At 68.1% G+C, this 22,647-nt stretch carries 17 protein-coding genes; 8 read left to right on the plus strand and 9 right to left on the minus strand.

Translation table 11 applies throughout. The features are described from left to right. Window positions 1-12: 12 nt before the first annotated feature. Both UCD39_RS14465 and UCD39_RS14470 read right to left on the minus strand, forming a co-directional pair. Window positions 13-624, minus strand: a complete 612-nt coding sequence (locus UCD39_RS14465; RefSeq protein WP_330496677.1) for a hypothetical protein — start codon at window positions 622-624, stop codon at window positions 13-15. Window positions 625-756: 132 nt separating this feature from the next. After that, window positions 757-2,193, minus strand: coding sequence for a CoA transferase (locus tag UCD39_RS14470; protein ID WP_330496678.1), 1,437 nt, complete (start codon window positions 2,191-2,193; stop codon window positions 757-759). A gap of 110 nt (window positions 2,194-2,303) precedes the next feature. On the opposite strand from UCD39_RS14470, the gene UCD39_RS14475 reads away from it, so the two are divergent. The 4 genes from UCD39_RS14475 to UCD39_RS14490 all read left to right on the plus strand — a co-directional run bounded on the left by UCD39_RS14475 (window position 2,304) and on the right by UCD39_RS14490 (window position 5,896). Continuing rightward, complete coding sequence (locus UCD39_RS14475) at window positions 2,304-3,527, plus strand: citrate synthase family protein (RefSeq protein ID WP_330496679.1); 1,224 nt, start codon at window positions 2,304-2,306, stop codon at window positions 3,525-3,527. A gap of 112 nt (window positions 3,528-3,639) precedes the next feature. Further along, window positions 3,640-4,224 carry a hypothetical protein gene (locus UCD39_RS14480; protein WP_330496680.1) on the plus strand — a complete coding sequence of 195 codons (585 nt, stop codon included), beginning with the start codon at window positions 3,640-3,642 and terminating at the stop codon, window positions 4,222-4,224. 163 nt (window positions 4,225-4,387) lie between these two features. Then, window positions 4,388-5,290 (plus strand): LysR family transcriptional regulator, encoded by a 903-nt coding sequence (locus tag UCD39_RS14485; RefSeq protein ID WP_145733671.1) that lies wholly within the window; start codon window positions 4,388-4,390, stop codon window positions 5,288-5,290. 297 nt (window positions 5,291-5,587) lie between these two features. Further along, entirely contained in the window at window positions 5,588-5,896 is a 309-nt protein-coding gene (locus tag UCD39_RS14490; RefSeq protein WP_330496681.1) for a hypothetical protein, read from the plus strand. Window positions 5,897-6,233: 337 nt separating this feature from the next. Here UCD39_RS14490 and UCD39_RS14495 read toward each other — a convergent pair whose 3' ends face one another. Further along, window positions 6,234-7,307 carry a glycoside hydrolase family 18 protein gene (locus tag UCD39_RS14495; RefSeq protein ID WP_330496682.1) on the minus strand — a complete coding sequence of 358 codons (1,074 nt, stop codon included), beginning with the start codon at window positions 7,305-7,307 and terminating at the stop codon, window positions 6,234-6,236. Window positions 7,308-7,755: 448 nt separating this feature from the next. Between UCD39_RS14495 and UCD39_RS14500 the strand changes: the two genes are divergently transcribed. From UCD39_RS14500 to UCD39_RS14515, 4 genes are all read left to right on the plus strand, one after another. Beyond that, window positions 7,756-10,089, plus strand: coding sequence for a TonB-dependent receptor (locus UCD39_RS14500; RefSeq protein ID WP_330496683.1), 2,334 nt, complete (start codon window positions 7,756-7,758; stop codon window positions 10,087-10,089). Between the two features lie 387 nt (window positions 10,090-10,476). Further along, complete coding sequence (locus tag UCD39_RS14505; RefSeq protein ID WP_330496684.1) at window positions 10,477-12,807, plus strand: TonB-dependent receptor; 2,331 nt, start codon at window positions 10,477-10,479, stop codon at window positions 12,805-12,807. Window positions 12,808-12,940: 133 nt separating this feature from the next. Beyond that, window positions 12,941-13,276 carry a MoaF-related domain-containing protein gene (locus UCD39_RS14510; protein ID WP_330496685.1) on the plus strand — a complete coding sequence of 112 codons (336 nt, stop codon included), beginning with the start codon at window positions 12,941-12,943 and terminating at the stop codon, window positions 13,274-13,276. A gap of 75 nt (window positions 13,277-13,351) precedes the next feature. Beyond that, entirely contained in the window at window positions 13,352-14,809 is a 1,458-nt protein-coding gene (locus UCD39_RS14515) for an esterase/lipase family protein (RefSeq protein WP_330496686.1), read from the plus strand. A gap of 4 nt (window positions 14,810-14,813) precedes the next feature. Here UCD39_RS14515 and UCD39_RS14520 read toward each other — a convergent pair whose 3' ends face one another. The 6 genes from UCD39_RS14520 to UCD39_RS14545 form a co-directional block, all read right to left on the minus strand. Continuing rightward, entirely contained in the window at window positions 14,814-15,620 is an 807-nt protein-coding gene (locus UCD39_RS14520; RefSeq protein WP_330496687.1) for an SDR family NAD(P)-dependent oxidoreductase, read from the minus strand. Between the two features lie 215 nt (window positions 15,621-15,835). Then, on the minus strand, window positions 15,836-16,225 hold the full coding sequence (locus UCD39_RS14525; protein WP_330496688.1) for a type II toxin-antitoxin system VapC family toxin: 390 nt from the start codon (window positions 16,223-16,225) through the stop codon (window positions 15,836-15,838). Further along, window positions 16,222-16,524 (minus strand): type II toxin-antitoxin system Phd/YefM family antitoxin, encoded by a 303-nt coding sequence (locus UCD39_RS14530; RefSeq protein ID WP_330496689.1) that lies wholly within the window; start codon window positions 16,522-16,524, stop codon window positions 16,222-16,224. Before UCD39_RS14530 ends, UCD39_RS14525 begins: the two co-directional genes overlap by 4 nt. Before the next feature lie 35 nt (window positions 16,525-16,559). Further along, window positions 16,560-19,814, minus strand: coding sequence for an error-prone DNA polymerase (locus UCD39_RS14535; RefSeq protein ID WP_330496690.1), 3,255 nt, complete (start codon window positions 19,812-19,814; stop codon window positions 16,560-16,562). Between the two features lie 58 nt (window positions 19,815-19,872). Beyond that, the gene (locus UCD39_RS14540) at window positions 19,873-21,651 is read right to left on the minus strand and encodes a Y-family DNA polymerase (protein WP_330496691.1); all 1,779 of its coding nucleotides are present in this window, start codon (window positions 21,649-21,651) and stop codon (window positions 19,873-19,875) included. 3 nt (window positions 21,652-21,654) lie between these two features. Further along, a complete protein-coding gene (locus tag UCD39_RS14545) occupies window positions 21,655-22,605 on the minus strand; it encodes an ImuA family protein (protein ID WP_330496692.1) in 951 nt (316 codons plus the stop codon). Window positions 22,606-22,647: the final 42 nt, after the last annotated feature.

A 22,647-nucleotide genomic window follows, 5' to 3' on the forward strand; every position in this document is an offset into this window, starting at 1 on the left:
TCCCCTATTGAGTCAGGCACGGGCCAGCCAGGCGGCCGCCACGGCGGCGCCGGCCGTCAGCGGCAGCAGCAGGCCCACCCGGGCCAGGCGCGCGTCGGCCAGGGCCCAGGTCATGGCGATGCCCCAGGCGATGGGCCCGACGAAGCCGCCGGCCACCAGCCGGTCCCCCTCCAGCCCACCGCCCCGCACCGCCACCAGCGCCGCCAGGGACAGGCCGATGCCGGCGGCCAGGGGGCCGGCCAGCAGGACGCGGGCCGTGCCGCGTAGAGCGGTGACCCAGGGGCGGCTGGCCGCCGAGCTGGCTCCCATCGTTTTGGCCGGGGACGCGCCGGCTTTGGGCGTTTTAGCGCTGGGCGCCTTGGGCGCGCGGTGCGGGCGGCGGCGGCGGTCGCGGCCGGCCACCAGCACGGCGACGCCCACCAGCGAGAACGCCAGCACGCCAATGGTGATGGCCTTGTCGGCATCCGCCACGGCCAGCCAGCCGGCGAAACCGGCCAGGATCAGGCCCCAGCCCGGCAGGGTGTGCCAGCGCGGCGCCGTGGCCGAGGCCCACACCCGCCGCAGCAGGACGATGCCCAGCACCGTCAGGGCCAAGCCCCCCAAAAAGCCCATCGTCGCCGTCATGCCGTCGCCCATTTTTCAAGCGTGTCGTGTTCCCACGCGTGTCACGGGCGCCCGACCGATCATCCCCCCGGCCAGCACCCTTTAGCGTCCGGCACTATAGATAAGAGTAATTCGCAATTGCAATGACCAAGCTCACTCCCAGGCGGCCGACGCGCTGCCCAGGGGGCTGGCGGGCCGGTCCCAGGCCAGGGGCGCCCCGGCCACGGCCACCGGCGGCCGCAGGCGGCGGGCGGGGCCCCAGGTGGTCTGCTCGACGACCGGGTTGAAATCGGCGTCGGTCTCCGGCGCCAGCGGCGGCGCGTCCAACCGGCCCGCCCCGCCCTCCATCAGCAGGCGGGCGGTGGCGGCCAGGGAGGTGCGGCCCACCATGCCGCGCCCGGTCTCGCGCCGGCGGGCCAGGCCGCGCAGCGCCATGGCCGCCAGGATATAGCCGGTGGCGTGGTCCAGGGCCTGCACCGGCAGGGGTGTGGGCCGGTCGCGGGGCCGGTCCCGGTCCAGCAGGCGCATGCCGGCCTCGGCGATGCCGCAGCTCATCTGCACCAGGCTGTCGAAGCCGCGCCGGCCGGCCCAGGGGCCGGTCCAGCCATAGGCGTCCAGGCAGATGTCCACCAGGCCGGGATTAAGCGCGCGGCGGCTGTCCGCGTCCAGGCCCAGGCGGGCCAGGGCGTCGGGGCGGTAGCCGTGGACCAGCACGTCCGCCCCGGCCAGCAGCCGGCGCAAGGTCGCCAGGTCGTCGGCCGCGCGCAGGTTCAGCCGGGCGCAGCGCTTGCCCAGGGTCATGTCCGGCGCCAGGGCCGGCTCCTCCCAATCCGGCGGATCGATGCGCAGCACCTGGGCGCCGCACCCGGCCAGGAAGCGGGTGGCGGTGGGGCCGGCCAGCACCCGCGTCAGGTCCAGCACCCGGATGCCGGCCAGGGGGCGCGCGGGGTTGGGGCGCCAGGCTCCACCGCCCTGACCCGTCCCCTGCCCCGCCTCATCCAGGCTGAGCAGCGGGGCGGCCGCCACGGCCCGGCCTTGGGGGTGCGCGGCCCAGGCGGCGGCGTCGCGCATCGCTGCGGCACAGCCGCCGGCCGCCACCACGGCGGTTTCCAGCTCGGTGGCCGGCCAGGCGGCGACGGCGCGGGCCACGGCCGCGCGCTCCGCCGGCACCGACAGCACGGACAGGGCGGCGGCGCGGTGGTGGGGGGCGTTGGTGTGCAGGCGGATCGAGCCGTCGGCAGCGCGGTAGTCGCCCGCCACCGCGTCCCAGACGGGTGGCAGTTCCCAGCCCAGGGGCCGCAGGGCATAGCCGAACCAGGCCGAGGCCAGGCGGCGGTCGGCCACGACGGCGTCAGCTCCTGTCAGCCCTGCACCCGTTAGCCCAGCCCCCGTCAGCCCAGCCAGGGCCAGCCCGGCGGCGGCCACCGAGGCCACGGCCAGGTCGGTGACAGGGTAGACGGCCGGCAAGCTGCCGGCGCCGATAAAGGTGACACGGTCCAGGGCGGCCGGGTCACCCCCCAGGGCATGCCAGAGGGTGGCCAGGAAGCGCCTGTCGGGGGTGGGGTGGGCGGCGGTGTCGGGGGTGGTCATGGTGGGCCTTCCATGAGGTTCGGAACGCCCCGACGATGAACCGGTGACATTTATCGTCAACGTTGATTAACTTAATCAATGTTGACGCAGATAATCAACCAAGGGGCACCATGGCCGACCCGCTGACCGCCGACATGTTGACTGCCGCCCAGGCCGCCACCCGGCTGGGCGTCTCCCGCCCCACGCTGTACGCCTATGTCAGCCGTGGGCTGCTGCGCGCCCAGCCGGCGGGCGATGGCCGGGGCAGCCGCTACCTGGCGGCGGAGGTCGATCGCCTGGCCCTGACCCGCATCCGGGGCCGCCGGCCCAAGGAGATCGCCAAGGCCACGCTGGACTGGGGCCTGCCGGTGCTGGAATCGGCCATCACCCTGATCCAGAACGGCCGGCTGTACTATCGCGGCCATGACGCCCTGGACCTGGCCGCCCGCGCCAGCGTGGAGGAGGTGGCGGGCCTGCTGTGGCAAGTCCCCTCCAGCGGGGCGGTCCTGGCCGACGCCTTCAGCGGGCCGGCCCCCGCCCCGGCGCCGGCCTTCGCCGCCGCCCGCGCCGCCTTCCACGGCCGCCGGGCGGAGGAGGCGCTGCTGCCCCTGCTGGCCCTGGCCAGCGACGACGCCGACACCGCCATCTGGCAGCGGGCGCCCGGCCGCCTGGCCCAGGGGGCGGCGGCGCTGGTGCGGCTGCTGACCGCGTGCCTGCTGGGCACGGCGCCGGACGCCGCCCCCATCCACCGGCAATGCGCCAAGGCGTGGGGGCTGGACAAGGAGGGGGCCGAACTGGTGCGCATGGCCCTGGTGCTGTGCGCCGACCATGAGCTGAACGCTTCCAACTTCACCGCGCGCTGCGTCGCCTCCACCGGCGCCAGCCTGCGGGCGGCGGTGCTGGGCGGGCTGGCGGCCCTGGGGGGGCCGCGTCATGGCGGCCTGACCGCGCGGGTGGAGGCGCTGTGGGATGAGGTGGGGGCCGATGGCGACACCGCCGGCCGCCTGCGCCAGCGCCTGGCGCGGGGGGAGGACATCCCCGGCTATGGCCACCCGCTGTACCCGGCGGGCGACCCGCGCGCCGCCGCCCTGCTGGCCCGCATCCTGCCCCAGCGCCCGGCCTGGGCCGTAGTGATGGAGCAGACGCAGCGCCTGGTGGGTCAGCCGCCAGTGATCGACACCGCCCTGGTGGCGCTGCGCCGCCACCTGCGCCTGCAGCCGGGTTCGGCCTTCGGCCTGTTCGCCCTGGGCCGGTCCCTGGGCTGGATCGCGCATGCCCTGGAACAGCGGGCGGACGCCCAGCTCATCCGCCCGCGCGCCCTCTACACCGGGCCGCGGCCGGCGCCCAAGCCGTGATACACATGCCGAGGGCGGGGCGCCTGGGCCAAAGCGATATGCCGGGCGCCGGGGCTGCGGCGGCGGCCAATGCACGGTATACGGGTGGTTCCCTATTTGGAGGCTGACCCCCATGCCCACCCTCCTGCCCGCCGAGTTGGCCTGGTACGTCACCGGCCGTTTCTACAAGGCCGCCGACGGCACGCTGGCCGACTATGGCTATTTCCTGCACCTGCCCTTCCCCGACGTGCCGCTGTTCGCCGGACCGGCGGGCGCCACGCCCAGCGAGACAGCCGCCCACTTCACCTTCGCGGCCCAGCCGTTCCGGGCGGGCACGGCGACCAACGGCGCCCTGTCGCTGGGCCTGGACCCGGTGGGCGGCTTCGCCGTGTTCCTGCAGCGCCAGCCGGCCGCCACCTTCGACGACCCCGCCACCTTCGCCCAAGGGGAATGCATCGCCACCTTCCGCCGCACCAGCCTGGTGGTGGGCACCACGGTCACCGCGGGCGATAGCCCGCTGTTGGCGACCAACGTCTTCTCCGCCCGGCTGACCGGCAGCCAGCCCTTCGACTTCGCCGGCGGCCGCCATGACCTGGCCGAGCACATCGGCGCCGGCGTCACCCAGTTCGGCACCGCCGCCACCGCGCCGGTGACGCCGGCCCCTGCCGGCTACACCCTGGCCGTGCCCTTCACCGGCTCCGCCATCGCCCTGGGCTGACGGCGCGGGCCCACGGACGGCCAGCTATCGGCGGCACCGATATACCCCCATCGTTAAATACGGTACTGCCGGGCCGGCAAAGGGCTGGTTCAGCTATCGGTTTCGGCGTACCAAAATGGGGCGAGGTATCACCTCGAACAATAAAACCGGGAGGATGGACGCCATGCGCTTCCGCCGATTCGACCTCAACCTGCTGGTGGCGCTGGACGTGCTGCTGGAGGAGCGCAACGTCTCACGCGCCGCCCATCGCCTGCATCTCAGCCAATCGGCCATGAGCGGGGCGCTGGCCCGCCTGCGCGATTACTTCGATGACGAGATCATGGTGATGGTGGGGCGCACCATGGTGCCCACGCCGCTGGCGCTGGCCCTGGTGGAGCCGGTGCGCGACATCCTGATCCGGGTGCAGACCACCATCGAGGCGCGCCCCACCTTCGACCCCGCCACGGCCAATCGCGTGTTCCGCGTGGTGGCGTCGGATTATGTGACCGAGGTGGTGCTGGCCCGCGCCATCCGCCGCCTGCGGCGCGAGGCGCCGGGCCTGCGGCTGGAGATCAGCGTGGTGGGCGACGATGTCCACGACCGCCTGAACCGGGGCGACGTGGACCTGGTGATCACCCCCGACGCCTATCTAACCAGCGACCAGCCCAAGGAAATCCTGTTCGAGGAGACGCACAGCTGCGTCGTCTGGCGCGACAACCCGGACGTGGGCGACAGCCTGACGTTCGAGCGCTATCTGGAGATGGCGCACGTGGTGGTGATCATCGGCGGCAAGCGCACCCCGGCCTTCGAGCAATGGTTCATGGAGCGCTATGGCTACGCCCGCACCATCGGCGCCGTGGCCCCCGACTTCTCCTCCGTCGCCTCCATCCTGGTGGAGACGGACATGATCAGCACCATGCACACCCGCCTGGCCCACCTCTACGCCCAGCACCTGCCCCTGCGCATCCTCCCTCCCCCCATCGAGTTCCCGGTGCTGACCGAGATGATGCAGTGGCACTACCAGTTCGACCGCGATCCCGGCCTGATCTGGCTGCGGGGGTATCTCAGGGAGTGCGCGGGGGCGTGAGGGCGGCGGAACGCTGCTAGAACCGGCGCCGGCGTTTTCAACCGCGCGCCCGGCGCGCGCCGGGATGAGCCCTTTTGTTGTACGGGGACGGATACACCGCTCTGCCATTCCGGCAGGGCTTGAAACCGTGGGCCAACTTTTCATCTCCCTGATGGCGGGCTTGCTGGGGAGGAGCATTTGAAGCTCGGTTTCATATTACCCATTGTTGCTATGCTAACGGCAGCTTGGCCGACGGCCGCGCTGGCCGGTGATGGCTTCCTGGGGAAATGGACCGATTCCGCGCCCAAGAACGATCCGATGGGCCCGCTTGACATCACCAGCGACAAGATCACCGTGGGGAAGGTCACCTATGAGGTGACGCAGGCCGGGACCTTTGGCAAGGGCGTGCTGTACACGGTCAACGGCCTGAACCGGAAAACCGACCCCAACGGCTGCGGCCCCACCAAGAAGCTCAGCCACATCATCGTGAGGCCCAAGCCCACCATCTCCAACGCCACCTACGCCGCCATCGTGGTGACCTTCTATGCGGCACCGGAGGCGCCCAAGCCGGACACCCTCAATGAGATGGCGATTTGCGGCGAGCATCCCTTTGCGCGGAGCAAGTAGCGCCTGCGCTTTCTACAAAGCCATCAACAACAGCCTGAGGTTCGAGTGCCATCCGGAGATGGCACATGTGTTAGTAATCATCGGCGGGAAGCCCACCCTGGCATTAGAGCAATGGTTCATAGGACGCTATGGCCAGCGGAAGCCGCTCTCCAGAACATGAATGGTGCCGCTGACGATACACCTGTCATCGCTTTGATATGACCTTGAGCCAGACCAATGGCTTGCCGCTCCGGTAACGCTTTGTTCCACCGCGCTGCCGCAGGGGTAGCGCGGTGGAACCGGCAGTGCGAGACCATTTCTGGCGTGGATTCGCTATATATCTTCGGCTGCCCAACGATCACGGTGAAGACGAAGATAAGGCGGAAGCCATGTCACTAGCCCATGTTAGAGGCTGGAATAATATATCATAATCCCAGACATAAAAACCGCCGATTGATGATATGTGCGAAGCAACAGAAGTTGCTATGCTTTTACATCCTGAATATATATCAGATGTGTACGGAGATGATGACGGACTTACATCACAGTTTGGCAGGTTATTGTTATTCGCGTTTAGTTGCGGGCTATTTGGACCCAATCCTACAAGTAATTTTGACTCAGTGAAATTTGAGTCGCAATTCTTTATTGATTTAGTGCCAGCTCTCAAACTCTTTATTATATCATCTGTTTTAGAAATATATCCACCGGCATAGAATTGAATATTTATATAGTTTGCGGTGACTTTATTACTATACAAAGAACAATATTGATTAGAAAATGATCCTGTAATTCCACCAGATACCGGGGCAATAGTCAGAGTCTTTGCTGGTGTAAAGCCGGCAATTACATGTCCAGCAGCGATAAATCCGTTAGTGTATGGCGAATTTTCAAAATCAAGATCATATCCATCCGGAGAGTATGTTGAGTCAAATTTCCCCAGAAGACTTTTTGCAATATTATTAGTGGCATCGTTTTGGAAATAACTCCAAGTGCCACCGTTTATCCACCCACCGACCGAAAATAGCACTTTCTTATTTGCAGCATTAAGGATACCAATTACTGCTTTTATTTCTGATACTTGAACAGCAGATGCTGGATTGCTCTGATCGTCCGGATCAGTTGGCTGATTGTTCCAAAGAAGAATTGCATCTGACGTACTAGATGGAACGGTACAATTGTTTGTAGATATATCTTTTCTAGAACAAATATTCAGGAAAGACAATATAAACATGTTAAATTTTGACGCTGCCATATCTGCTGCCGTCGCCACAGACAGATTCCCACCCATGCTGGATGTGTTCGTTTCAACATAAGCCATATTTATGGCAGCGCCATAAACATGCGTCGATATTAGAACTGAAGAAAATATAATATATTTTTTCAATCTAGTCAGGACTGGAAGTGTCATTTTAACGATAATTCGTTCAAGCATCTTTTCCTCCTGTCGATTTTGGTTGCGGACACGCGGCCATCACGCACCTTATGATAGCAAAATTTGCCTGACTGAAAATATCTTTTCCTTTTTTTGTGGCACATATTGCACGTCAACGCGGTTAAAATTGTCTCCGTATCATTTTTACAACTATTTTTAGCGGTCACTCAAGTCGGCTCACTTATTGATCGACCACCCCTTTCGCAAACATTGTTTAATAATACCAATTGCTTACCTGACGCACATTACCCCGCCTAATCACCTCCCCCGATACACCCCTATCCAGCCTATCGATTTGATGAATGCATCATTGCGATCTACCTTTGCCTGTAGCGGCACAGTAGGCGCCCGGGAACCGGCGCCCCGGCTTTAGTCCCTTGGAAGAGCACGGCTTTTGCCGTGGGGGGCTGCGGGCTGGCCATAGAGGCCGCGCAGGGAGTGAACACATATGCACCGGATCGTGCGTCCGGCGACGGCTGCCGTCGCCCTTTTGCTGACACCCGCCTTGGGGGCGGCCATCGCTTCCCCCGCCCTGGCGCAGAGCGCCACCCCCGCCTCCGTTCCCCCCGCCCCCGCCGCGTCTGCCAGTGCCAAGAGCACCGCTCCGGCGGAAACCAGCCAGCTTGAGGACATCGTCGTCACTGCCGAGCGGCGGGAGCAGAGCCTGCAGAACGCGCCCATCGCCGTGTCGGCCCTGGGCGGGGCCGCGCTGAAGGACGCGGGCGTGGCCGATGTGTCGGACCTGACGCGCAGCGTGCCCTCGGTGGTGATCGCCCCGGCGGCGGGCGGCGTGCCGCAGGTCTATGTGCGCGGCATCGGCACCTTCGCCTCCAACCAATATGCCGAGCAGTCGGTGGCGGTGAACCTGGACGGCATCTACATCTCCCGCCCCGCCGGCGCCAACGGCTTCTTCTATGACATCCAGCGGGTGGAGGTGCTGAAGGGCCCGCAGGGCACGCTGTACGGCCGCAACGCCTCGGGCGGGGCTGTCAACGTGCTGCCGGAGACGCCGAAGCTGGACGCGCTGTCGGCCGCCGCCACGCTGGACATCGGCAATTACAACCTGCGCAAGGGCGACGCCTACGTCAACGTGCCGCTGAGCGACAAGGTGGCGCTGCGCGCCTCCGGCATGGTGATCGACCGCAAGGGCTATCTGACCGACGGCTACAACGACGACCAGGGCCAGGCCGGGCGCCTGCAACTGCTGCTGGAGCCGACGGAGGATTGGCGGGTGCGCCTGTCCGGCGACTATTACCACCGGGGCGGCAAGGGCTCCGGCCAGGTGCAGTACCCCTATGCCGACGCCGACAACCCCTGGGTCGGCCCGTCCGATCCCCGCGCCGTCGCCGCCTATTACGCCGGGCTGCCGCCGATCTCCGCCCACAACCCGCTGATCGAGAACGCCAAGGGCGACGGCTATATCGATGACCAGTTCTGGGGCACCCACGCCGAGATCAGCCACGATTTCAGCTTCGCCACCCTGACCGTCATCCCTGCCTATCGCGAGGTGCATGAGGACTACCTGTCCTACATCCCCTCCGCCTTCGCGGTGAAGAGCGACAGCGCGCAGAAATCGGTGGAGGCGCGGCTGGCGTCCAGCGCCGGCGGGCCGCTGACCTGGCTGGCCGGCGTCTATTACTTCACCGAGGATGTGACGGCCAACCAGGACTATGACCACTGGGTCATGGAAACGGTGATCAACAGCAAGCTGACGGATGAGACGACGGCGGCCTTCGGCCAGCTGACCTACGCGCTGACCGACAGCCTGCGCCTGACCGCCGGCGGCCGCTTCACCCATGAGGAGAAGACGCAGGACAGCCAGTTCGGCACCGCCACGTTCAGCCCGGTGAAACCCGTGCTGAGCGCCCGCGCCGACGACCGCATCTGGAACGCCGCCACCTGGAAGGTGGGCGTGGATTACGACGTGGCGCCGCAGTCGCTGCTCTATGCCAACATCGGCACCGGCTTCAAGGCCGGCGGCTTCTTCGCCAGCATCGGCCCCGACACCTATAACCCGGAGCATCTGACGGCCTACAGCGTCGGCCTGAAGAACCGCTTCTGGGACAACCAGGTGCAGTTGAACGTCGAGGCCTTCGACTATGAATACCGCGACCAGCAGATCAGCTATCTGTCGCCGACGCTGACCGGGTCGTCCAGCACCCCCTACGCCCCCATCTTCGTGACCCAGAATGTCGGCCGCTCCCGCATTCGCGGCTTCGAGGTGGAGGGGCGGTGGAAAGCGACGGCGCAGGACCTGCTGACCGCCAACGTGCAGTATATCGACAGCCGCTACAGCAGCTTCAGCTACAATTACTTCTCCAACTTCGGCGCCCCGCCCTCGGTCGGGTGCCCCTACAGCGTGGCGACGGGGGCCAGCCCGGCGCCGGTGGTCCCCTCCGCCATCTACACGGTGAATTGCAGCGGCAAGCCCGGGACCAACGCCCCGCGCTGGACGGCCAACCTGGGCTATGAGCATGAGTTCCGCTTCGCCGACGGTTCCGGCCTGACGGCGGCGGCGGACGTCTACCTCTCCGCCTCCTACTACACCGCCTATGACTATCTGGCGGAACAGGTGCAGGGCGGCTATCACATGACCAACCTGCGCCTGACCTACAACGCCGCCGATGATCGCTGGTCCGTCACCGGCTATGTCAACAACGTGGAAAACCAGGCGGTGGTCAACACCAGCTACCAGCCCAACCAGGCCTTCGGCAACGGCCTGAACTACGCCAACATCCGCCCGCCGCGCACCTATGGCGTGCGCGCCACCGTGCGTTATTGATGTGTACGGCTATCCTGACCTGGGATCAGGATAGCCGCCCTCAAGCGCCGGCGCCGCCATCCGGCGGTTTGGCTACCGCGCCTCGCGGCACCGTTACGGCCGCTTCCGCTGAACAGGCGGGCGGCCAGTAACCCTGACAATTATCACCAATAAAGATTGCAATACCGGCACCGTCCCCGCGCGCCACGCGGGGGCGGCGTCTTGCGTTGTGTGGTTTCACGGTATCACCGATCAATTCTAATCAAATCTGATTATTATTTCATTGCGCCGTCAGGTCATTTTCTGTCTCCTGACGCCTGTCTGCATAGGCACGGAATGGCGCCCGCCCAAGCGGCGCCCCGGACCGCCCGGTCCGGCCAACAGCTGCCATGCGTTGGGGACACATACATGACCAAACTGTTTCGGCCGGCGACGGCCATGGCCACCCTTTTTCTGGCCGCCGCCCTGCATGCCCCCGCCGCCCAAGCCGCGGGCGGGGCCTCCGCCGATGCCTCCCCTGGGGGGGCGCCGGATACAGCCGACGCCGGCGACACCGCGCCGGATGGCACGCTGGACGACATCGTGGTGACGGCGGAACAGCGCGCGCAGACGCTGCAGTCCGCCCCCGTGGCCGTGCAGGCCGTGACCGGCGCCAGCCTGGCGGCCAACAGCCTGACCAACACCGCCGACCTGACCCGCGTGCTGCCGGCCCTGGTGGTGGCGCCGGCGGCGGGCGGCACGCCACAGCTCTACGTGCGCGGCATCGGCAGCTTCATCTCCACCAGCTATTCCGAGCCGGCGGTGGCCTTCAACCTGGACGGCGTCTACGTCCCCCGCCCGGCCGGCGCCAGCCTGGCCTTCTATGACCTGCGGCGCCTGGAGCTGCTGCCCGGCCCGCAGGGCACGCTGTACGGCCGCAACGCCTCCGCCGGCGTGCTGAACATCGTGCCGGAGGTGCCGGTGCTGGGCGAAACCTCGGGCCACGCCTCGCTGGAGTTCGGCAACTACAATCTGCGCAAGGGCGAGGGCGCCCTGAACGTGCCGCTGTCGGACAAGGCGGCGCTGCGCGTGGCCGGCCAGGTGGTGGACCGCAAGGGCTATCTCTCCGACGGCTATGACGACGACCAGAGCCAGGCCGGCCGCGTGCAGGTGGCGCTGGAGCCGGCGGACGACTGGCATATCCGCTTCGCCGCCGACTACGCCCACCGGGGCGGCAAGGGCGATGCGGAGGTGCAGTACCCCTTCGTGAACAGCGACAACCCGTGGGTGGGCCCGTCCGACCCGGCGGCGGTGAAGGCCTATTACACGGCGCTGCCGGCGGTGGCCCGCCTCAGCCCGCTGATCGGCAACGCCAAGAACGACGGCTTCATCGACGACAAGGGCTGGGGTCTGAAGACCGACATCGCCAAGGACTTCAGCTTCGCCACCCTGACGCTGACCCCGGCCTATCGCGGCATGGATGAGGACTATCTGACCTACGTCCCCAGCGCCTTCCGCCTGACGTCGCGGTCACGCTCCACCTCGGTGGACGCGCGCCTGACCTCCAACGGCCAGGGGCCGCTGAGCTGGGTGGGCGGGGCCAGCTATTTCGATGAGAACCTGTACGCCGACCAGAACTTCAACAGCTTCATCCAGCACGCCGTCGGCAAGGGCGACCTGACGACGGAATCCCAATCCGTCTATGGCCAGCTCACCTACGCCGTGGTTCCCGACCTGCGCCTGACCGCCGGCGGCCGCCTGTCCCATGAGGAGAAGACGCAAGCCATCCTGTTCGGCAGCAACACCTTCTCCGCCGCCTCGCCCACCCTGCTGCACCGGGACGACCGGCATGACTGGAACGGCACCAGCTGGAAGGCCGGGGCGGATTACGACCTGGCCCCCGGCTCGCTGCTGTATGCCACCATCGCCACCGGCTACAAGGCGGGGGGCTTCTTCTCCGCCCCCGTCAGCCAGCGCGACCAGTACGGGCCGGAACACCTGACGGCCTACACCGTGGGCCTGAAGAACAGCCTGCTGGGCGGCAAGGCCCAAGTGAACCTGGAGGCGTTCGATTACGAGTACCGCGACCAGCAGATCAATTACACCGCCCCGGTGCTGACCGGCATCGCCCTGGCCCCCTACGCCGCCCTGTCGGTGACGCAGAACGCCGGCCGGGCGCACATGCGCGGCCTGGCGCTGGACGGCCGGTGGCAGATGACGGCGGACGACCTGCTGACCGCCAGCGGCCAGTACCTGGACACCGCCTACGACGACCTCCACTACCGCTATTACAGCGGCCTGGGCCTGGCGCCGTCGGTGGGCTGCGCCTACACCAACGCCACCGCCGCGGCGGTGCCCAAGCCAGTCGGCGCCGCCAAGATCTGGGCGGTGGATTGCTCCGGCAAGCCGGCGGTCAACGCCCCGCGCTGGACCGCCACGCTGGGCTATCAGCACGACTTCCGCCTGGACGGCAACGGCACGGTGACGGCGGCGGCGGATGTCTACCTTTCCTCCTCCTACCACACCGCCTATGACTACCTGGCCAAGCAGGTGCAGGGCGGCTATCACACCACCAACCTGCGCCTGACCTACACCCCGCAGCATGCGTGGTGGAGCCTGACCGGCTACGTCAACAACGTGGAGAACCAGGCGGTGGTCAACATGGGCTATCAGCCCGTGCAGGCCCTGGGCGCCGGCTACAACACCGAAAGCATCCGGCCGCCGCGCCTCTATGGCGTGCGGGTGCGGGTGGCGTACTGACGTCACACGTTTGGCGCTGCTGATCCAAAGGGATAAACCCCTTATGGTTGCATGGCAACATGGATGTTCCTGCTAAGATGAGGTGTGCCCGGGGATAACCCACCCCGGGCGCATCCTTTCGCGGAGACGTCCCATGCACACGCCCTTCCCCGCCGTCGGCCACTATTACCTGGTGACCTTCACCACCTTCCGGGTCGAACTGCATTTCACCTCGATCACGTCGCTGACCTACACCGTCATCAACCAGGACGGCAGCCGGGGCCAGTCCGAAACCGTGACCATCAAGGTGGGGGAGCTGCGCGACGACCAGTTCCTCGTGACCTGGCAGGAGGCCGACAAGACCACGGTGGTGCATGTCGAGGACTATGCCCGCCACACCATCGTCACCAACATCACCAACCCAGACCTGACCTTCGTCCAGGACCACGGCACCTTCGTCCAGGTGCCGGGGCCGGTGGGGACGTGTTGACGCCCTGCTGCGCGCCCGACGTCGCCCGGCTATGCTGCGTGCTGGTATAGCGTCGAGGGGCATGTCGGGGGGCCCATGATCCTGGTTTTCGTGCATGGCTGGAGCGTCACCAGCACCGCGACTTACGGCGGCCTGCCGGACGCCCTGGTGCAGCAGGCGGCGCTGACGGCGCCCGGCCTGCCCCTGACGGTGGCGCACATCCACCTGGGCAGCTACATCAGCTTCCACGACGCCATCACCATGGCCGACCTGGTGCGGGCCCTCGACCAGGCCCTGCGCGACACGCTGCTGCCGCCCGGCGCCCCGGCGGGGATGCCCCTGCCCGACTTCTCCTGCGTCACCCATTCCACCGGCGGCCCGGTGGTGCGGGAATGGGTCAGCCGGCTGTATGACGACGGGACCGGCCTGCGGCGGCCGCCGCTGCGCCACCTGGTCATGCTGGCGCCCGCCAACCACGGCTCCCCCCTCGCCACCCTGGGCAAGGAGCGGGTGGGCCGCATCCGGGCCTTCTTCGACGGCGTGGAACCGGGGGAGCGCATCCTGGACTGGCTGGCCCTGGGCAGCGCCGACCAATGGCGCCTGAACGGCCGCTGGCAGGAGTACGAGCCCACGGCCGTGGACCTCTACCCCGCCGTGCTCACCGGCCAGACCATCGATGGCCACTTCTACGACTTCCTCAATTCCTATCTGGCGGAGGAAGGGTCGGATGGCGTGGTGCGCGTGGCCGGGGCCAACCTGAACTGCCTGTTCCTGACGCTGGTGGAAACGGCGGCGACGGTGGCCAACCCACACCCGCATTTTGACGGACGACCGGCCGCCGTGCTCGGCCTCGATGGTGGGCCCCGCCCCCCTTGGCCGCCCCTGGCCTTCGGCGTCATCCCCGACGCCAGCCATGCCGGCGACCGCCTGGGCATCATGGGCAGCGTCACCCTCCAGAACGCCGCCACCAAGCCGGTGGTGGCGGAGATCCTGCGCTGCCTGCAGGTCGACAGCCCGGCGACCTACGCGGCGTGCACGGCGGCACTGGCCCACCTGACCGACGCCACCCAGCAGGCCGTGGCCCAGGCCAAGCCGCATGAGGGGCAGCGCCACAGCCAACTGGTCTTCCGCGTCCGCGACGACCAGGGCGACGCGGTGAACGACTTCGACCTCTATCTGCTGGGCGGCCCGGATTATAGCCCGGACGACCTGCCCCAGGGCTTTTTCGTCGATCGGCAGCGCAACAGCGTCTCGCCCAACTGCCTGGTCTACTACCTGGATTACGACGTCATGGCGCGGCTGCCGGATGAACGGTTCGGCCTGCGCGTCCAGGCGCGGCCCGCCGCCGACGGCTTCGTCGGCTATGTCCCGGTGGAATTCCACACCGACGGAGCCGGCCTGGCCATCGCCCTGCGGCCCAATGAGACGACCTATGTCGACGTGGTGCTGAAGCGCCACGTCGACCGGGCCGTCTTCCGCCTGGCGCCCGTTACGGCCCCCCTGGAAGACTTAAGGGACCGGCCGCCCAGCGGGGCGGACGTCGATACGCCCTGAGGGATCAACCCGCCTTGTAACGGCTGGCGGCGTGGTTGCGCGACAGGTTGGGGCCCAGGGCGTAGCGGGCCTTGCTGACCGCGTCGAAATCCGCCGGGTCGGGTAGAGAGGGAATGGTGACCAGTTCACCCTGGTCCAGGCCGGCCAGTGCTGCGTCCACCATCTCCCCCACCTCCATGACCATGCTCTGGTCCAGGTCATCGAAGGACTTGCCCACGCGGTCGAAAATCTCCGTCCGCGTCAGGCCGGGCAGCACCGCCTGGAAGCGCACGCCCGTCTTGCCGGCCTTGGCGGTCTCCGCCTGCAGCGACTGGGTCAGCGCCAGGACGAAGGCCTTGGTGGCGGCGTAGGTACCGCTGAACATTTCCGGGATCAGGGCGACGACGGAGGCGACGTTGACCACGGTTCCGGCGCCCTTGGCGGCGAAGGCGTCAGTGGCGGCAATGGCCAGGCGGTTCACCGCCGTGACGTTCACCGCGATCATGCTGTCGTGATAGGCGATGTCGCTGCCCAGGGAGGGGCCCTTCGGACCCAGGCCGGCATTGTTCACCAGCAGGGTGATGGCGGCGTCGCCGCGCAAACGGTGCTCCACCTTTTCCACATCGGCCTGGACTGAGAGGTCGGCCACCAGCACCTCGACCTTGACGCCAGTCTCGGCACGCAGGCGGGCGGCGGCCTTCTCCAGCCGGTCCTGGTTGCGGGCCACCAGGATCAGGTCATAGCCCCGGCGGGCCAAGCGGTCGGCATAGGTGGCCCCGATGCCGGAGGAGGCACCGGTGACAAGGGCGGTGCCCTTGGAAGACGTGCTCATGAGGGACGGTTCCTTATGGAAGAATGAGAGGTTGTCGCCGGGATATTGTCACTATCATCATGATAGTCAATGGGCGGGGCAGCAAGTTCCCTGCCGTCCCCAGTGCGGGTTCGGGAACGATGACCGGAACAGGCCGGATGGTCTTGGACGGCAGGGCCGCAATGGGATGGGGACGCTGGCGCGTCAGGCGGTGGGAAGCCGTTGGGCTGGCCTGATCAAGGTTCGTCACGTCCGAAGATGGGAACGGCATAGCGGCCGATGATGGCGTCAACGGAAACGAGCGTCAGGCCCTCCAGCTGGGCCTGGGCCACCAGCATACGGTCAAAGGGATCCTGATGGTGGGCGGGCAGCGTCCCGGCCCGCGCAGCATGGGCGATATCTATCGCCAGCGGTTTGAAGCCCGCCTTGAGCAGTTCCCCCTGAATGTCATCCAGGGGGAAATCGAGGCGCCCCAGCGCGCGCTTGATGGAGATTTCCCAAATCGTGGCGGCACTAACGAAAACCTCCGAGGCCGGGTCCTGAATGGCTGCCCGGACGTGGACGGGAAGCGCCGGATCGTCACTCATCCACCAGATCAGGATGTGTGTGTCGATCAGCAACCTCATGGCATGCCAATCTCGGGTGTAGCGGGCTCGGGTGTAGCGGTTCCGAAAGCGCGGGCGATTTCCTCCGGCAACGGCGCGTCGAAATCCGAACCGATGCGGATCTTGCCCTTCCACAGGCCAGGAACGCGGGGTGTTGCGGTTGAGGCCAGTGGCACGAGGCGGGCCATGGGCCGTCCCGCCTTGGCGATGACGATCTCCTCCCCCGCGGCGGCCCGTTCGACCAGCTGCGACAGATGCGTCTTCGCGTCATAGAGATTGACGGGAATAGCCATGACCATCCTCCTGACCAGCTTGACCAAGCATACCAATCCTCTCGCGCTTGGTCGAGTTGCCCTCACCGGAAGTTCCGCCCATCGGGGAAGGTCGCGTCCGCCCGGCGGGCGGGGGCGGCGCCGGTGGGTTCGTCCAAGCGGGACAGCAGGTCGGAATAATCGATCAGGCGTTCGGCGCGGACATGGGTGACGGGGGTGGCGCTGGGGCCCTGGTCCCGCGTCGGGGCGATGACCTTCTCCACCCGCCCCAGGCACAGCAGCAGGCGGCTGCCCAGGATGTGGCGGCGGAAGGCGGTGAAGGTTTCGGGCATCAGCACCAGGTTGGCGATGCCGCTCTCATCCTCCAGCGTGATGAAGATGACGCCTTTGCTGCTGCCCGGCCGCTGGCGCACCAGCACCAGGCCGGCCAGGGCGACGCGGCTGCCGTCGGCCAGGGTCTCCAGCGTCTCCATGCGCATCAGGGGATAGCGGCGGACCATTTTCTCCTTGGGCTCCGCCGCGAACCGGTCCAGCCGGGCCACCACGTCATCGCGCACCAGGCTCATGGGGTGGCGCTTCAGCGACAGGGACAGGTGGGTGTAGTCCTCCACCAGGTGCTCACCCAGGGTCATGGCCGGCAGGGTGGCGATGGACGGCTCCTCCGCCCACGGGTCGCCCGTCCCCTCCTCCTGCGCATTCAGCGCCAAATCCAGCAGGGGCGGCAGCCGTTCGCCCAGGGCGCTGACCGCCCACAGCGCCTGGCGCCGGTCCAGGCCCATGGACTGGAAGGCGTCGGCCTCCGCCAGCAGCTCCAGGGTGCGCGGCGCCAGGCGGGCGCGGCGCCAGAGATCATGCGGGCTGGCAAAGGGCTCATGCCCCCGCGCCTCCAGCAGGGGCTGCACCGCCGCCTCGCTCAGGCCCTTGGCCAGGCGCAGGCCCAGGCGCAGGGTCTGGAACCGCTGTCCCCGCGCCGGCGGCTCCAGCCGGCTGTCCCAATCGGAATGGTTCACGTCCGGCGGCAGCACCACCACGTCATGCTCCCGGGCGTCGCGCACGATCTGCGCCGGGGCGTAGAAGCCCATGGGCAAGCTGTTCAGCAGGGCGCAGGCGAAGACGTCGGGATAATGGCACTTGATCCAGGCGGAGACGTAAACCAGCTTGGCGAAGCTGGCGGCATGGCTTTCCGGGAAGCCATAGGTGGAGAAGCCCTTGATCTGGTTGAAGCAGCGCTCCGCGAACTCCTCGGTGTAGCCGTTTCTCAGCATGCCGCTGCGGAACTTCTCCTCGAAGGTGTCGATGTCGCCCAGCTTGCGGAAGCTGGCCATGGCCCGGCGCAGGGCGTCGGCCTCGGCCCCGGTGAAGCCGGCGCCGACGATGGCGATCTGCATAGCCTGTTCCTGGAACAGGGGCACGCCCAGCGTCTTCTTCAGCACCCTCTTCAGCGCTTCGGAGGGATAGTCCACCGGCTCCAGCCCCTGACGGCGGCGCAGGTAGGGATGGACCATACCGCCCTGGATGGGCCCGGGGCGGACGATGGCCACTTGCACCACCAGGTCATAGAACTCGCGGGGGCGCAGGCGGGGCAACATGGACATCTGCGCCCTACTCTCCACCTGGAACACGCCCAGGGTGTCGGCCGCGCACAGCATGTCATAAGTCGCCTCATCGCCCTGCGGAACCGTGGCCAGCGTCAAGTCGCGGCCGTAATGGTCGCGCAGCAGGGTGAAGGCCCGGCGCAGGCAGCTGAGCATGCCGAGGCCCAGGACATCGACCTTCATCAGACCGGCGGCGTCCAAATCGTCCTTGTCCCACTCGATGTTCTGCCGGTCCTCCATGGCCGCGTTCATGATGGGGCAGAAGGTGGCCAGCGGCTTGGGTGTGATGACGAAGCCGCCGACATGCTGCGACAGATGGCGGGGAAACTTCGAGATCTGGCCCGTCAGGTCCAGCACCTGGCGTAGCAGCGGGTCGTCGGGGTCCAGCCCCGCCTCCCGCGCCCGCTCCTCCTCCGGCGTGCCGGTGCCCCAGCCGGAAATCATGGCCGACAGCTGGGCCACCGTGTCCTGGCTCATGCCCATGGCCTTGCCCACGTCGCGCACCGCCCCGCGCGAGCGGTAGCAGATGACGGTGGCGGCGATGGCGGCGTGGTCGCGGCCGTACTTCTCGTAGATGTGCTGGATCACCTCCTCCCGCCGTTCATGCTCGAAATCCACATCGATGTCCGGCGGCTCGTTGCGCGCGCTGGAGATGAAGCGCTCGAACAGCAAACCGCTTTCCACCGGATCGATGGAGGTGATACCCAGGCAGTAGCAGACGGCAGAGTTGGCGGCCGATCCCCGCCCCTGGCAGAGGATGCCCTGCTCGTTGGTGAACCTCACGATCTCATAGACCGTGAGGAAGTAGGAGGCGTAGCCCAGTTCCCCGATCAGGGCCAATTCCTTGTCGATCTGCTTTTGGACATCTTCCGGCACGCCCGCCGGGTATCGTTTGCGGGCCCCCTCCGCCGTCAGCTGGGCTAGGCGGCCCTGTGGCGTCTCCCCCGGCCCGACTTCAGCCGGGTACAGGTAATCCTTGCGCAGTTCGCTGATGGAAAAGGTGCAGGCCTCTACGATGTCGTGGATGCGGGCCAGGGCCCGGGGGTGACGGTGGAACAGGCGCGCCATCTCCTCCGGCGGTTTCAGGTGGCGCTCGGCATTGGCGGCCAGGCGCCAGCCCGCCGTCTGGATGGTGCAATGCTCGCGGATGCAGGTCATCACGTCCTGCAGCGCCCGCCGGCCGGGGTGGTGGTAATGCACGTCGTTGGTGGCCAGCGGCGACAGGCCGTGCGCCTCGGCCAAGGCCGCCAGCCGGTCCAGCCGCCGGGCGTCGTCGCCCTGGTAACGGTGGGTCAGGCACAGGCTGAGGGTGCGGCCGAAACGCCGGCGGTAATCGGCCAGGTCAGCGGCGAAGCCCGTGTCGAGACTGTCCGGCGGCACCACCGCCATCATCTGGCCGGCGGCATGGGCCTCCACATCCGCGCGGGTCAGGAAGCATTGCCCCTTGGGCGCCCGGCGCATGCCCACCGTCAGCAGGGTGGACAGGCGGCCATAGGCCGCGCGGTCGGTGGGCCAGCACAACAACGACGGGCCGTCCGTCAAATCCAGCCGCGCGCCCACCACCAGGCGGAAATCCAGGTCACGCGCCGCCGCATGCGCTTGCACCACTCCCGCCAGGCTGTTGCGGTCGGTCAGCGCCATGGCGCGATGCTCCAGCGCCTTGGCCGCCTCCACCAGCTCACCGGCCTTGGAGGCGCCGCGCAGGAAGCTGAAATTGCTGGCGACTTGAAGCTCTGAATACATGGGTCCCTCAAGCGCCGGCGGGCCATCCGGCCCTTGGCTATCCTCCCTTTTCAGTCCGCTACCGCTCCCCGAAAAGGTCCGGCGGCCGCAGTCGCGGCCTAGTCGCTACGCTCCGGAAGAAATTCTTACGCAGGCAGACGTCACCCGAAAAAGCCGTGCAGGAACCAGCGGGGTGGCGGGCCGCCGGCGTGGTAGAGGCCCAGGCGGTACAGCCAGAAGCGTCGGCCCTCGCCATCCTCCACCCGGTAATAGTCGCGGGGCTCGGGATTGGGGTTGGGGCGGCGCCCCCCCCTTCCCACCATTCCGGCAGCAGGCGCTCCGGCCCCTCGGCCCGGCCCACGCGGTAGGTCTGGTCACGCCAGCGGAACAGCAGGGGCGGGTCGTCGGGAATGGGCGCCACCACCTCCACCGCCTCCGGCCGGGGCAGCAGGCGGATGGGACGCGGCCGGTCAGCCGGCCAGGCGAGTGGTGCGGGCGCCGGCGGGGCCGCTGGCGGGCTGTTGTCCTGCGCCTCGGCCGGCACCGCCCGCACCGCCTGTTCCGGTATCCAGCTTTGCCGGGGCAGCAGGCGCAGCACCCGGCCAGGACCCAGACGGGCGCCCAGCCGGTCCACCAGTTCCGCAATGGGCGGATCGGCCACCAGGGGGTTGCCGGCGGCCGCCGCCTCTCCCCCCTTCGCCGTCGGCGGTCCCACCAGGTCGGCCAGCCCGTCGCCGCTCAGCACCGCCTGCCCTCCGTCGAACGGAGCGGCGTGGGTGACCGAAATGGCCATGGTCTCAAAGCCCGCCCCAGGCTCCAGCTGGTCCATGCGCGGTTCCAGCAGCCGCCAGAGGTGGGCGGGGTCGCGGTTGGGGCGGCTGGCACCCACGCTCAGCACCTGGGGCGGGGCATCGTGGCCGGCATCGATGCGCCAGGCCTCCAGTTCCAGCGAGCGCGCGCCCTCCCCCGCCGCCGTCAGGCTGGCCGCCACCCGGCCCAGCAGATGGCGCACCGCCTGGGCCAGGCCCTCGGGCGTGGAGAGGGGATCGACCACCGTCAGGCGGGCGGTGTGGCGGGTGGGCGCGCGGCGGGGCGACAGCGGCTCTTCCACCCAGCCCAGGGCCTGGTCCAGGCGCAGGGCGACCTGGGCGCCGTAGCGCGCCGCCAGCGCGGCCCGGTTCTTGGATCCTTGACCCCCTGTTCCTTGGGCCGTGCGCATCAGTTCACCCACCCGGCGCAGGCCCACCCGGCGCAGGCTGGCCACCAGGTCGCCGCCCAGACGCAGGGCCGGCAGCGGCAGGTCGGCCAAAGCCTCCGCCGCCCCACCCGGCGGCACCACCAGCTGGGCGCCAAAGCGGGCCTGCGCCCAGGCGGCACCGATGCTGTCGGCGATGGCGGCCCGTGCCTCGACCCCCGCCTTGGCCAGCCGGCGCTCCAGATCCAGCAGCAGTTCATGCTCGCCGCCCAGCAGGTGGGCGCAGCCGGTGATATCCATCAGCAGGCCAGGGCCCCAACCAAGACCTTTGGGGCCGAAGCCCGGTGGATCGCTGGGGTCCACCGCCGTCCAGGGGGTATAGCGCCGGGCCCAGTCGGCCAGGCGCCCCAGGGCCGCCACGTCGCCCTCGGGATCAGCGTCCACGACCTGCACCTGCGGCTCCAGCGCGCGGGCATCGGCCAGGCCCATGCCCGGCACCAGACGCTTGGCCCGCGCCGCCGCGTTCACCGCCGCCACGGTCAGGCGCCCCCGGTCCGACAGGCGGGTCACCAGGGGCGTACCGGCGGCCAACGGCGGCGCCAGTCCACGGGTGATACGGTCGGTGGCGAAGGTGGGCAGCCAGAGGGAAAGGATGCGGCGCATGGCTCAGCCCACCGCGCGCAAAGTGGAGGTGAGTTGGGTGGGGGTGAAGGGCATCACCGCCGAGGCGGGCGGCGGCGTCTCCGGCGCCGGCGCGGCCGCCTGGCCCGCCGCCTCCAGCCTCAACCCCTCGCGTTCATACAGGGTCCAAGCCCCCGGGCGGCCGCCCCGGCAGCGCAGCAGTTCCACCCGCCAGGCGGGGCCGGTGAAGGCCGAAGCGGTGGTGCCCCAATCTCCCGCACGGGGTTCCTGGATGGGGGCCGTGCCGACCTGCCAGCGGGTGACGGCGGCGGTGGCCTGGGTGCTGCCCCGCCCACTGCCCCACCCAGCGCCCTTCAGGCCCTTCATGGCGCCGCCCTTACCCGCGTTCAGGCGCAGCAGCAGTCCCGGCACGCCGCCCGTTTCCGCCGCCAGGTGCAGGCGGCGGCTGGCCGTCAGATCCAGGCCCCCGGCCTCCCCCACCACAGCGCCCACACGGGGGCAGCGCAGCGCCTCCTCCATGGCCCACAGCAGGTCGACCTCGTTTGCGGCGTGCACCACCACCAACCGCCCCGGCCCCACCCCCTGGGCATCCAGCCCGGGGGCGTAGAGGTCGGGCGCCCGCGTCATCCACAGGATGGGGCCGCGCACCTGGTCCGCCAGCCGGGCGGCCAGCAGCGCCGTAAAGGCCGTGGCGGCACCGGCGTCGAGAGCGCCCGCCGCCGCCACCTCATGCAGTGCGGCGCGCGGCAGGCCGTGGGCGCCACCTTCCCCCGGGCCGGCCGCCGGCAGATGGGCGTCCACCGCCGGCACGCCCAGGGGCACCACGCCCCGGCCGATCCCCGGCGCTTCCACCGCGCGCACCTGTTCCCGCAGCACCGCCAACAGGCGCTGGCGGTCCAGGGCACCCTCAGACTGCCCCTCTTCAGGACAAGCTGTTGGCCAAGCTGCGGAAATGGGGGTAGGTGTGGCGGGCATGGGGATGCTGCCTTGGTCTCTCGCGTGCGTGGGGATGATGTT

The organism is Nitrospirillum karajorum (assembly GCF_036348415.1).
Classification (GTDB): domain Bacteria; phylum Pseudomonadota; class Alphaproteobacteria; order Azospirillales; family Azospirillaceae; genus Nitrospirillum; species Nitrospirillum amazonense_B.